General features: G+C 62.9%; 12 protein-coding genes and 2 pseudogenes. All 14 read left to right on the top strand.

Annotation, left to right across the window (positions count from 1 at the left end; all coding sequences use genetic code 11):
* Positions 1 to 78: 78 nt before the first annotated feature.
* Entirely contained in the window at positions 79 to 1170 is a 1092-nt protein-coding gene (locus tag Y708_RS0109745; protein ID WP_028279795.1) for an ArdC-like ssDNA-binding domain-containing protein, read from the top strand.
* 17 nt (positions 1171 to 1187) lie between these two features.
* Positions 1188 to 2090 (top strand): bifunctional DNA primase/polymerase, encoded by a 903-nt coding sequence (locus Y708_RS0109740; protein WP_162150462.1) that lies wholly within the window; start codon positions 1188 to 1190, stop codon positions 2088 to 2090.
* Positions 2087 to 2701 carry a DUF2637 domain-containing protein gene (locus tag Y708_RS0109735; protein WP_035775879.1) on the top strand — a complete coding sequence of 205 codons (615 nt, stop codon included), beginning with the start codon at positions 2087 to 2089 and terminating at the stop codon, positions 2699 to 2701. The genes Y708_RS0109740 and Y708_RS0109735 overlap by 4 nt, the downstream gene beginning before the upstream one ends.
* Positions 2702 to 3162: 461 nt before the next feature.
* The gene (locus Y708_RS0109725; protein ID WP_035775878.1) at positions 3163 to 4020 is read left to right on the top strand and encodes a hypothetical protein; all 858 of its coding nucleotides are present in this window, start codon (positions 3163 to 3165) and stop codon (positions 4018 to 4020) included.
* Complete coding sequence (locus tag Y708_RS0109720) at positions 4017 to 5033, top strand: ParB N-terminal domain-containing protein (protein ID WP_028279791.1); 1017 nt, start codon at positions 4017 to 4019, stop codon at positions 5031 to 5033. The genes Y708_RS0109725 and Y708_RS0109720 overlap by 4 nt, the downstream gene beginning before the upstream one ends.
* 33 nt (positions 5034 to 5066) lie before the next feature.
* Positions 5067 to 5750: a hypothetical protein gene (locus Y708_RS0109715; protein WP_028279790.1), complete on the top strand. Its 684-nt coding sequence runs from the start codon at positions 5067 to 5069 to the stop codon at positions 5748 to 5750.
* A gap of 12 nt (positions 5751 to 5762) precedes the next feature.
* Positions 5763 to 6896 (top strand): annotated as a pseudogene (locus tag Y708_RS24090) (M23 family metallopeptidase); the annotation flags it as partial.
* A gap of 44 nt (positions 6897 to 6940) precedes the next feature.
* On the top strand, positions 6941 to 7207 hold the full coding sequence (locus Y708_RS0109705; RefSeq protein WP_028279789.1) for a DUF6112 family protein: 267 nt from the start codon (positions 6941 to 6943) through the stop codon (positions 7205 to 7207).
* A 139-nt stretch (positions 7208 to 7346) separates the two neighbouring features.
* Positions 7347 to 7667, top strand: coding sequence for a DUF6112 family protein (locus Y708_RS0109700; RefSeq protein WP_028279788.1), 321 nt, complete (start codon positions 7347 to 7349; stop codon positions 7665 to 7667).
* A gap of 34 nt (positions 7668 to 7701) precedes the next feature.
* On the top strand, positions 7702 to 9051 hold the full coding sequence (locus Y708_RS0109695; protein WP_028279787.1) for a TrbL/VirB6 family protein: 1350 nt from the start codon (positions 7702 to 7704) through the stop codon (positions 9049 to 9051).
* A 6-nt stretch (positions 9052 to 9057) separates the two neighbouring features.
* Positions 9058 to 10524: an SCO6880 family protein gene (locus Y708_RS0109690; RefSeq protein ID WP_028279786.1), complete on the top strand. Its 1467-nt coding sequence runs from the start codon at positions 9058 to 9060 to the stop codon at positions 10522 to 10524.
* Positions 10525 to 10683: 159 nt separating this feature from the next.
* The gene (locus tag Y708_RS24085; protein ID WP_216699767.1) at positions 10684 to 11694 is read left to right on the top strand and encodes a hypothetical protein; all 1011 of its coding nucleotides are present in this window, start codon (positions 10684 to 10686) and stop codon (positions 11692 to 11694) included.
* Positions 11691 to 12113, top strand: coding sequence for a hypothetical protein (locus tag Y708_RS24080; protein ID WP_051478865.1), 423 nt, complete (start codon positions 11691 to 11693; stop codon positions 12111 to 12113). Before Y708_RS24085 ends, Y708_RS24080 begins: the two co-directional genes overlap by 4 nt.
* 266 nt (positions 12114 to 12379) lie before the next feature.
* A pseudogene (locus tag Y708_RS29790) lies at positions 12380 to 12698 on the top strand (hypothetical protein); the annotation flags it as partial.

Below are 12698 nucleotides of genomic sequence, written 5' to 3'. Positions count from 1 at the left end.
CTTGGGCATCCTCGCTCACCTGAAAGGTGTATCGCCACACGCTTCCGCGACGTGGCGCATCAGAGAGGAGGCCAACCAATGGCGTCGATAGACGATCGCCGCATAGCGCGGGAGGCAAAGCTCGATGAGTTGCACGAGAAGCTGACCGAGGCTGTCGATCAGCTGGTGTCTGGAGAAGACTGGGCCAACGCACTCGCTTTCGCCGCCCGGTTCCGCAGTCGTTCATTCAACAACACGCTGCTGATCTGGATGCAGCACACCGCAGCCTATGAGGCGGGCCTGGTGCCGGATCCGATCCCTTCGTACGTGGCCGGGTACAAGCAGTGGCAGCTGCTCGGGCGCCAGGTAGAGAAGGGACAGCCGGGCTATCAAATTCTTGCTCCGGTTACTGGCCGCTTCGCCTCCCCTACGCCATCTGATCCGGCATCGTGGCGACGACTCAACCAATCAGAGAAGCCTCGCCCCGGCGAGCAAGCTCGATCGAAGATGGTCGGCGTCCGCCCCGCGTACGTCTGGGATGCCGCGCAGACCGCGGGAGATCCGATCCCGGCACCGCCGACGCCGAAGCTGCTGCAGGGCGAGGCTCCCTCGGGGCTCCGGGATGGAGTTATTCAACAGATCGAAGCTGCCGGATTCCAGGTGCATGGCGTGGCTCACGCGGGCTTGATCTTTGGCGCCAACGGCGTCACCGACTATGCGGAGAAGACAGTCAGCGTCCGCGAGAACATGGACCCGGCCGCCCAAGTGAAGACGCTGGTTCACGAACTCGCGCACGTCCTCATGCACGGCCCTGATCAGGGAGACGCACGTCAGCACCGCGGCATCGGCGAAGTCGAGGCCGAGTCCGTAGCGCTCATGGTCGGCGCGGGGCACGGGATAGATACCACCGGGTACACGATCCCCTACGTGTCGACGTGGGCGGCACAAGTCGATGGCGAGGAACCGTCGAAGATCGTTCGGGCAACGGGCGAGCGGGTCCGCGGGACTGCGGTGAAGATTCTCGATCAGCTCGATACGCAAATGATCGGTGACGGCACACCTCCGGGGCTTGAACGGGGATCGACTCGTCACAGCTCCCAGGCAGTCGAACGCGCGGGCGCCTCACCCGCACCCATTGCCGCCGCGGCCTCACCACAGGTGGCGTTGGCAGACGTGCGAGGGCTGCGATGAACGCGCCGAAAGCGTTCGTGACGACACTCGATCGCGTTGGTCTCGGGATGTCTCTCGGTCAAAGCGCGCTCGCCTTCGCAGTTTCCGGCATCCCGGTGTTTCCCTGTACCGCGGGCGGGAAGCGCCCCGCCGTTGCGGGAGGGTTTCATACGGCAAGCAACGATCCCGAATGGGTTCGCCGCTGGTGGGCAGCGATGCCTTTAGCAAATATCGGAATGCCGACCGGCACTCCCTCGGGTCTTGTCGTGGTTGACGTCGATGTGCACGGCTCCGTCAACGGGTACGACGGACTCGATGGTGCCCGGCGCGCCGGACTACTTGAGGGCTGGGAAGCAGCAGTCAGGACTCCATCCGGAGGGCTCCATCTCTTCTTCCCGGCGGACAGGAATAGCGAGCAGCGCTCATGGCAATCCGCACGAACTGGAATCGACTTCCGTGGTGACGGCGGCTATGTCATCGTGCCGCCGTCTGTGCGCACCTTCGACGGGCAGACGCGCCGATACGAGATTCTCCAGTTGGCTGGTGAACCCGGTCGTCCACTTGATTCGCAGAAGCTGCGTAACCATCTCGATCCGCCGCGACCCACCGAGTGTCGTCAGAACGTGCGATCGAGCGATCGTCCCGTTGATGTGCAACGACTGGCCGATAGGGTCGCGCGACGGCAGGAGGGCGAACGCAACCACGGCCTATTCTGGGCCGCCTGCAAAATGGCCGAGCAGATGGTGCCGACCAGCGACGCGCTCGATGCACTCAGCGCGGCTGCCGAACGGGCCGGTCTCAGCCAGCGCGAAGCTGCTACGACCGTCCGGTCGGCATATCGAGCGGTACAGGGGGCACCTCCGCAGCAGTCGGCACAACCCCATCCCATAACGTCGTGTGATCGGCCGCCGCCCGCCTCAGCTTCACGGGCACTGGCATGAGTGATTTCAACGGGCGGCGATGGGCGGTCATGACGGCCGTGGCGGGCACCGTCTTCATCGCCGCGGGAGCCTTCTGGCTATCATTCACCTCGCTTGCAGACCTTGCCGCCCGTTCAGGGATTGGTGCTGGGCAAGCATGGGCGTGGCCGCTCATTGTCGACGGCGTCATCGTCGTATCGACGGTCGCCGTCGTCGCGCTGGCTGGAGCCCGAGCAGCCTGGTACCCCTGGACTCTGCTCGCTGGCGCTGCCGCCGTGTCAGTAACAGCCAATTCGATTCATGCCGTGGTCGCCGCGGATGCTGATGTGCCGAGCTTTCTCGCGGCTGCAGTTGCCGCGGTTCCACCGGTGGTCTTGCTGGCGATCACTCACCTCACCGTGCTCCTCATTCGCATTCCCGAGCTGCCCGAAGCCGTTCGCAAGACCACGCCGCAGGCCTCGCCCCAAGACGCCGCGCCGGCTTTGCGCGAGAAGGGTTGGTCGAACAAGAGGATCGCGCGTGAGCTGAGCGTGCACCCTTCAACCGTGGGTCGTTGGTTCGCGAACAAGCCGCTCGATCAGGCGGGCGTTGAGCCCGCATCCGCAACACCAGACGAGGAGGAAACGAAATGAGCGAAGTGGAAAAGGATGACGCGGCTGTCGTCGCCGGTGACAGTTCCGTGAAGATGGCGAGCACTCCGGAAGCGGTTGAGGCCGCGAGCGTTCAAGGGGGACGCAGTAGCGCTGGATTCAATCCCGCGTTCTACCGTGGCCGAGGAGTTGAATGGGTGCGGCCAACTGACCTGATGGCGCGCGGCGGTTCGCGCGTCGCCGGGGCAGGGATCAATTTCCAGGCCGAGCTTCGACGTCGCACGTACCAGGCGACCGCGACCAGCGCCCGAGGCATTGCAGAGAGAGCCCGGCGCCTCCCCCCGTTGTCCGCGTTCGGACATGGCAGCTCCAGACGAGGGGCCGAGCGAGGCGCGATCGGGACACCCTGATCGTCGGGCACGGCATCTCATGGGCACTTCGCTGACATCCAGGACCCCGCTAGGGAGCGGGCGCGCACCTGCTTGTCAGGAGGTGCCGACACCATGATCGATACCAACAGCTCGACCCGGCAACCACGTGAGGATTACACGACGAGCGAGGGGCTTCGCGCCTTGCTTCATCGATTGCACCACGCAGGTGCTCGCGCGTGGGAGCACGACCGCGTCGCTGCCGAACTCGCAGCTTTCGCCGCGGAGAAATATGCGGCGTTGGCTCGCAAGCATGGCCTCGATCCATGGGAGGCAGCGTCGGCAGCATTCGACGTCATGAGGACTCGATCCGCTCGCGAGGCCATTGATCCTTGGGCTGTGGTCACCCGTGGCGTTCAGGTGACCTGCATCGCCGAGGAACGCGGGCAGGGGTTGCTCTGTGCGACGCATCAAGCACGTCGCCCGCACATATCTGCGTTCCACGACCCTGAGCGTTTTGCCGACCGGGAAAATCCGCTGGCCGACTATCACCCGGCATTCCACGTCGTCGATCGGTATCCCATCATTGAAGACGACGACCCCAACACTACGCTCGACACCGATACAGCCCGACGCGCGATCGACCGCGCGATCACCCTATTCACGACCTTAGGGTGGCCCGAAAGCACCGCCCGCGAAGCGATCGAACATGTGTGCAGCGCGGTGGCACGAATCGGGTCTCGGCAAAGCGCTTACGAGCTGCTGCGCCGGGACAAGCACGCACGCGCGCTTCTCGACTTACCCGCCGACTCCTGGTCGCCGCTTCTGCACGTGCTGCTTGGGCATCCGCACCCTGCATACCGGGCGACAAGCACCGGTCGCGGCATCCTGCTCCGCCTACTCGTCGGCGAGACACTCCCGACGCTCCTCGGTGACGACGACCTTGTAATGGTTGTTGCGATGTCGGCGCCCAGTCATGGGAACACACGATGAGTACACGTGACGGCCATATCGAGCTGGACCGGGCAGTCGGCTCGATCCAGGTCGGACGCCGTCACCGCACTGGGCTCGGCGACCTCGGATCGCTCTCCGCGTCGATCGAGCGCGATGGCCTGCTGCAACCGATCACGGTCACCCCTGACGGGATCCTGGTCTGCGGTGCGCGACGATTGGCTGCGATAAAGCAGCTCGGATGGCAGCACGTCAAGGTCTGGGTGCGGTCCGGCATCTCGGGGGATCTCGCGCACCTCCTTGCCGAGCAGGACGACAACGTGCTGCACAAGCCGCTCACCCAGTTGGAGAGCGCCGCGCTCTATCGAGAGATCAAGACGCTGATGGCTGAGGATGCCGCTCGCCGTCAGGAAGCGTCACGGTTCAGCCGCGAAAATCAACCGGGAACTGACGGTAACGCAAATTTTGCGGCACCGTCAGAGTCGCTCGGAGATTCCCGTGCGCAGGCCGCCGCGATGATCCCGGATGGCGCGTCACACACCACGCTGGAGAAGATCAACTACCTGCAGCAACTCGCTGACGATGAGAACCAGACAGAGTCGGTACGAGAGGGTGTCGCAGCTGAGCTTGAACTCATTGGGTCTGGCGCACCCGTGCATCCCAGTTACGAACGTGCACGGCAGCTTGTGTCGGGGGCTCAGCCAGACGCACCGGTAGAGGACGTGGCACAGTTGGCGGAGGCCGCACTAGCACGTATCAAGAGCAAACCGTTTCAAAAGCGTCGTTCCTCGCCGAGCCCCAAAACAGCGCACATCGACGGTGACGAGCCGTGGCCAGTTCGGGCATTCGTGGTGACGTGGAATGAACTCGATGGATGGTGGCGGCACTTTGACGCCGACGACCTCGTCCACCAGCTAAGCGATACAGAAGTCGAGATGTTCCTCCGTGTCGTTGACGCGACTTCACTCTTTGCCGAACAACTCCGAAGTGGCCTCGATGCCGACGATGCAGGTTCCGACTCATCAGCATCAAGAGGCAACCTTCGCGCGATCTGATGATGACGGGCTGGTGCTGCGCACCTGCCCGATATGAAGCTCCCCACCGCGCACCGCTCACGACGCACGCTCGTCGCTCTCATCGCCGCTTCGATAGCGGTGATCCTCGTCACAGGTGTTGGCGTCTACGGGATCATCATCGGTTCCCGAGAAAGCACGGTTTCAGTCGGGCCTTCGCCGTCGAGCACTGAACCAGCAGCGCAACCGTCGCGTGAGTCACAGGTCCGGCCATCTCGGATTTCGGCCATCCCCCACAGCACCGATGCGGAGACCTTCGCGCGCAGCGTCGCGACGGCGCTGTTCACCTGGGACACCGGCAGCGGGTTCCTGCCGCTGGACTACACCGAAGTCATCCTCGATGTCGCCGACCCCACCGGCACCGAGCAGCCGGGGCTCGCAGCCGACATTGCAACATACTTGCCCACCCAGGGCGCGTGGGCACAGCTGCGGCACTACGCGACGAGCCAACGCTTGGAGATCACGTCCGCATTCGTGCCGGATGCCTGGACCGATGCTCTCGCACAGGCTCGCCCTGGCCAACTCCCCGAAGGCGCCACCGCGTTCACGATCGAGGGAATCCGCCATCGCTCCGGTAACTGGAACGGCGACCAAGTCAGCGCCGAGCAAAAGGTCGCGTTCACGGTTTTCATCGCCTGCCCGCCCGATGACAGTTGCTACGTCTTGCGGCTCTCACAGCTGAACAATCCGCTGCGTTAGGAAGACCAACTCATGATGAAGAAGCTCGCGATCGCAGTCGTCGCCCTGATGCTCTTGGCCCCGACTCTCGGCCTCGTCAGCGTCGGTCTCGTGATGAATCCTGCCGTCATCGCGTGCCTCACGGCGTCTGGGCTCACCGTTGGCAATGTTCCAAATTCTCTTGTTGTGACGACAGCGAATAATGAGACTTTCACGCTCAACAAGCAGCAGCTAACTCATGCAGCAACGATCATTACAGTGGGATCACAGGTCGAGGGCGTCACACGGGACGGCATCCAGATCGCGCTCATGGCCGCGCTCACCGAGTCGACACTGCGGCAGCTCGCGAATACGGGCACCTACCCGGAGTCCGGAGTGTATCCGAACGATGGCAACGGTTCCGACCACGACTCGCTCGGCCTGTTCCAAATGCGCCCGCAATCGGGCTGGGGATCCGTCGCTGAGCTGATGGATCCCGAATATCAAGCCGCCGCGTTCTTCGGCGGACCGTCCGGTCCCAACTATCCCTCGCCCCGCGGCCTCCTCGATATCCCTGGATGGCAGAGCATGGGCAAGGGCGAAGCCGCGCAGGCGGTCGAGGTGTCTGCCTACCCTGACCGGTACAACGACTACGAGCCCGTCGCCGAGACGATCCTCACGTCGCTCACGAGCAGCGCATCGAGCACCTCAAGTGGTGCTCAGTCGGCCACTGCCGTCACGGAATCATCACGTGTCGTGTTCCCGCTGCCTGAAGGTACATGGGTGCTCACTGGTGACTTTGGCCCGCGAATCGACCCCCTTACCGGAGAGAGGGCGTTCCACTCGGGCACCGACCTTGCTGCCGCCGACGGGACACCCATACTCGCGGCAGCGGATGGTGTCGTGACACTAGCTGAGTTCTCCGGTGGCTACGGCGGACTCGTCGTGATCGAGCACCGCATCGATGGCGAGACCATCGCGACCGCTTACGCGCACATGTGGGAGAACGGCATCCACGTCACTGTAGGAGAGCACGTCATCGCCGGGCAGCACATCGGTGATGTCGGTTCGTCGGGACGCTCGACCGGCCCGCACCTGCATTTCGAAGCGCGACCGGGTGGTACGAATGCCGAGGCGGTCGATGCGGCGAAGTGGCTCAACGATCACGACGCCGCTGACCTCCCGGAAGCCACCGCAGGGGCTGGATGCTCCGCGATGACAGGTGGCCACTGATGAACGTGTTTCCAGACTTCGAAAGCCTGAGTGGCATCGGTGATCTCAAAATTGTCATCGGGGCGATGCTAACGATCATCCTCATTGTCGCTGTCCTGATGATCATCGTCAGCGCAATCATCTGGGCTATTGCCACGTCTACCGGCAACCCGGCAGTTGCAGCAAAGGCACGCGCCGGGGTGTTCGTAGCACTGGGTGCCGCGATCCTCGCTGGCGGAGGCGTGACGTGGATGAACTGGCTCATTCATCTGGGCGAGCAGCTGTAACTCACTTGGTCGTCATCGAGCGCGTCCCGGCAGGTGAACCTGTCGGGACGCATCTCTGTTGAAGGGAGCGCCCTGCGTACCTGGCTCTCGACCCTGTTTCGCCTACCGCCGACGGCGGTGTTCACACCAAGGAGCCACCGTGTTCGAACTCATCACGACTATCGCCGCGATCCCCGCATCGCTGCCGATGGACATCGACATCACGCCGAACGACTCGGGCCTGCCGGGGATCGCCCAGCTGCGCATCATTGTCGGTGCGATCATGACGATCGGCCTCATCCTGTCGGTGCTAGCGCTGATCATCTCGGCGATCGTCTGGGGATTCGGGTCGAACTCGTCCAACCCGCACCTCGCGTCTCGCGGCAAGCTCGGCGTGCTCGTCTCCTGCGGCGCCGCCGTCATCTGCGGCGCATCAGTGACACTCATCAACTTCTTCTGGAACGTTGGGCAGCAGGTCTGAGGATCACCCATCCACTACTTCCGGGAGGCCTGCGATGAGTGTCTGCGATATTCCTGTCATCTCCAATGTGTGTGATGCCGTCGGTGAGGGTGCCGCGACTCTCGTGTCCGCGCCATTCGACTGGCTCGCCTCCACGATGGGGCAAGCTGCCGGATGGCTCATCGAAGCCATGTGGACGGTCTTCGACAGCACAACCATGGTGGACGTCCAATCCCCCGGCTATCTGAACGTCTACAACCTGCTCTTCGGTATCGGCGTCTTCATCGTTCTCCTGTTCTTCTGCTTCCAGCTCATCCTCGGCCTCATCCGCCGCGAACCCGCGGCTCTTGCCCGCGCAGCTCTCGGCGCGGCCAAGGCGGTCCTGGGATCGTTCGTCGTCATCACGTTGACGGCGACGGCCTTGGAGATCGTCGATCAGCTGTGCATCGGGGTTGTTCAGGCCGCAGGGGAAACCACCGCCACCATGGGCGACAAGATCGCGCTCCTCACCGCGGGACTCACAACAATCAATATCGCTGCTCCCGGGGTCGGTGCGATCGTCACGATCTTCCTCGCCGGACTCATGATTTGTGCGGTCGCTATCGTGTGGTTCTCGCTCCTGATTCGCAAGGCGTTGCTGCTCGTCGCAATCGTGCTCGCGCCCATCGCACTCGCTGGAGCGGCGTGGGACGTCACCCGCGGATGGATCGGCAAATGGGCCGCATTCGTGGTCGCGCTCATCATCTCCAAGCTCGTACTCGTCGTCGTGTTCCTCATTGCGATCACGCAGGTCTCAACCCCGATCGAGGCTGATCTGTCGGCCGTCACTGAACCGATCTCAGGCATCGTGCTGCTGTTCATCGCGGCCTTTGCGCCGTACATGGTCTACCGATTCATTTCGTTCCTCGGCTTCGATCTTTACCACGCGATGGGAAGCGAGCAGGAAGCGAAGAGCGCCGTGAACCGACCGGTGCCTGTGCCGTCGAAGCCTCAGAGCGACGGAGTGAAGAAAGTTCTCGACGGTGGCTCCGGTGGCGGTGGGACATCCAAAGCCGCTCCAGCAGCAACCGCTTCACCCAGCGCGTCTGCTTCAGGTGGAGCGACGTCCGGCGGATCAGCTGCCGGAGCGGGCGCGGGCGCGGGCGCCAGTGCAGGTGCCGGTGGCGCTGCCGCAGCTGCTGGCCCCGCAGCGGCAGCGGTCATTGGCGCGAAGGTGATCAAAGCTGCCGCTACTGCCGGACCCCAGCTCGGAGGCGCTGTTGGTGGCACGGCCGAAACTGCGGCTGCCGGTGCAGGTGGTTCGGGTGCGGCTGCACCCGCTCCTCATTCCACGCCTCAGCCTCCTGCACCGCGATCAGATCCAGCACCACCCAGAACCCAGCAGCCACGATCTGGGAAGGAATAGCTGACGATGCCAAATGACTACGACAATCAACGGGCCGGGGACCTCATTCCGGTGAAATTCTCCCGACTGACACGAAGGGGCATCCTGCTCGGACTATCCCTCTCACGGCTGGTCGCGCTCGGAATTGGTGTGACCACGCTTGTGTGGGCTTTTTATGCCGGAGGCGGCATGCTCATCGCGTTGTCGGCACCCGTATGGCTCTGTGCCGCGGCCGTGGTGTGGATCCGGATCGCTGGACGTCCGATCGTCGAATGGATTCCCGTTGCCTTCTGGTGGATGTGGAAAACCACCGGTGGACAGTTGCTCTACCGGCGGCGTGTTGTGAAGCCGCGACCTGCGGGCTCGCTCGCGCTACCCGGCGACATGGCACGACTGCGTGAGTACGACGACCCGATCACCGGCGCTGGAATGGTTCATGACCCGACCGCCAGCACCCTCACGGCCATCGTTGCGGTCTCGCACCCAGCATTCGCGCTCCTCGATCCCGGTGAGCAGGAACGGCGTGTCTCCTCTTGGGGGCGTGTGCTCGCGACCGTGTGCAGATCCGGGCGCCTCTCAATGCTGCAAGTGCTTGAGCGCACCCTGCCGGATTTCGGGACCGGACTCGCCGAATGGTGGGCGTCGCACGGCAGCGCAGACGACTCCTGGGCATCAACGACGTACGCCGAACTGATTGACCGCGCCGGACCTGCAGGAGAACGCCACGCCACGACGCTCTCCCTCTCGCTCGATATGCAGACAGCGGCACGACAGATCCGCACTGCCGGTGGTGGGATTCGCGGTGCCGCGGCCGTCCTCCGGCAAGAAATGTCCACGCTGATCGCCGCGCTGCGATCAGCCGACCTCGCACCGTCGAATTGGTTGTCGTGCGGCGAGATCGCTGTCATCCTGCGTTCCGCGTATGACCCTGCGGTCGCCGCGACACTTGAACGGCACGGCGAACTTGGACAGTCGCTTGCCACCGCGGGGCCGGTAGCAGTGAACGAATCCTGGTCGCGGCTTCGCACAGATTCGGCATTCCATGCGGTGCTGTGGATCTCAGAGTGGCCGCGGTCGATGGTGTACCCGGGCTTCTTGGCACCGGTGCTGCTTTCGACCGGGATACAGCGTTCCTTTTCGTTGCTCTGCACACCGCTGCGTTCTGACCAGGCGGCACGTGACATCCGGAGGAAGAAGACCGAGTACATCTCAGACGCAGCTCAGCGCCAGCGCATTGGCCAGATCGAGGATGCCTCGCAGACAGCGGAGTTCCACGACGTTCTCCAGCAGGAGGCCGACCTCACCGCTGGGCACGGCGTCTTGCGCTACACCGGGCTCATCTCGGTGTCCGCGCGAACCGCTGATGACCTCGACGCTGCAGTCGCCGCGATTGAGCAGGCCGCCATTCAAGCGTCCTGCGAGACGCGACTCCTCGTCGGACAGCAGGCTCAGGCGTTCACCGCCGCGGCGCTGCCACTCTGCCGCGTGGTGTGAACCTTGCACAGAGCATGCAAATAGTCGGTCTACGCCCGCGCCTGGTAATGACGAATCAGTTGTTTGGCCATAGTTCGATCTGCTGCGCCCGGCGACGCAATTCCCTGGCAACTCTGGGAGAACCAACGTGCCCGGTAGCATTGAGCAGACTCAAAAGTAATGAGGAGTGTGATGGGATTCGTCGAGCTAGCGCTGAAAGGCGCCCCCAAACTCCTCAAGGCGGGGCCGAAGGTTCTGGTACCACTCGGCGTCGGTGCTGCGGCGGCGATCGCTGCGGCAGCCAAGGGAGCTGTCGATCTGTCCCAGGGTCGGGGCATGCGGAAGGAAGCTGCTAAAACGCTAGAGTCTGCCCTGGCTGATTGCGAAGTTGTTCGTCTGGACACTGAAGCTGCTGCGCGTAGCTACGGTGAATTCCAGATCATGGTCCATCGAGAAAATGTTGGCCGATTCGCTGACTGGCTAGAGCGAAACGAAGCAAGGGTAAAGCGACTCAACTTCAAGAAGGTTGACGGCGTGCGCATTCGGGTTCCAAATATCCCGAAGTACGTGTCGGGCGCTCAGAGCGTTACCACAGGCGTCACTGGAGTGGTGAGTGCGGTTGGGGCTGGGGCTGCTGCACCAGCTGCCGCCATCTGGGGTGTCTCGACATTCGCATCGGCGGGCACGGGCACTGCCATCGCATCGCTAAGCGGTGTTGCTGCTCAAAACGCCACCTTGGCCGCGATCGGAGGCGGCACGCTTGCCGCTGGTGGAGGTGGAATGGCAGCCGGAGCCGCCGTTCTCAGTCTCACCGCGGCCGTTCCAGTACTCCTTATCGGCGGATTCACCATGGGCATTGTTGGAGCCAAGGCTAAGACAAAGTCCAGAAACTTCGCTGCCTCGGTTGCTCTTGAGGTTGAGCGGGTCGCTCTTGCGCAAGAACTGCTCCGGGCGGTCCAGGAACGCATTGAGGAACTGCGTGACCTTCTAGGAAGGTTGGCCGATCGCGCCAGCTCTGCGCTCGTCGCGTTGGAATCAGTCGATTTTGACCCGGATCAGCACGCAAGTGAATTCTTGCGTGCCTTCCAGTTAGTGACTGCGGTCAAGGAGATCCTGAACACGCCCGTCCTCGACCCCAGCTCCGGGGAACTAACTGAGGCATCGATCAAAATACTGAGGAAGTACGCATGAGCGCATCAAAAGCTGTGGCCGCAATGTTGCCCAAGCCTGGTCCAGCGATGGTGGTGGACACCTTCAACCTTGTTATCTCCTCGGCAACCGAGTGGGTCCAGGTAATCGCCCAGGAGAAGACTCGTCGCGAGGAAATTCGCGCTTGGGAGCAGAGCCAACTGGAAATCATCCACGTGCAGCGAGATTTTTTACTCACAGCGCTAGACCGGACCTTCGACGAACGGCGTGAGAACTTCCGTCGTTTGTTCGACAACCTGGACTCTGCTCTCGTATCGGATCAGGAAGACGCAGGTGCGCAGGTATCTGAGCTACTTGGCGCGATCACGGAGCTGGCTCAGACAAGCCCGTTCAAGGATCTGAAGAGCCCGGGTCTGGTCGTCCAGGAGTTTCTAAAGAGTGGGAAAGTCATAGAACTCTAGACGTTGCCCGTAGGCGATGATCTCCAGACAGCGTGTTTGATCGTGGCGTTCTGAGGGGCCTTGCGCCTACCGCGCCGCAGTGAGAACTGAGCCGGTGAGCAAGCACGATCATCGTGGCACGTCGGCGCAAGCGCACGGATACAGGCACTCAACCTGATGTTGGTTGTTCACGTAGCGCTCGATAGACCAACCGCGCTAGGGCCTCCGAAGTAGAGGGTCGCTGCGTGCACCTCCTGGGTATCACTCCACTGACTTGGGAGGTCAACATGCCCACGTTCTACGATCCCGGCGCTGACGCCGCGGAAGTATCCGAAGCGTTGCGCGGTCTCACCCACGCGACACGAGCGTTCGAGAATCCGCAGGATCTGTACGGCGTTCTCGGTGACCTGCTTTCAGGCGTGCGATCGCTCAAGCAGGTTCTCGATCAAATAGCTGCCGCCCACATCGAGAACAGTCCTCGCGCGTTCGACGACCAAGGCGACCACGCCATCGGATCCAAGGATGCCCTGGCAGCCGCCGACGAACTTCACCAAGTCGCCACCCTGATCGACCAGGCAGAGAAACGGCTCGATGCCGCGGCGGGCG

Source organism: Arthrobacter sp. H5, from assembly GCF_000520595.1.
GTDB lineage: Bacteria > Actinomycetota > Actinomycetes > Actinomycetales > Micrococcaceae > Arthrobacter_D.
The sequence above is the reverse complement of the archived record's forward strand: the minus strand, read 5'-3'. Positions and strand labels throughout refer to the sequence as shown.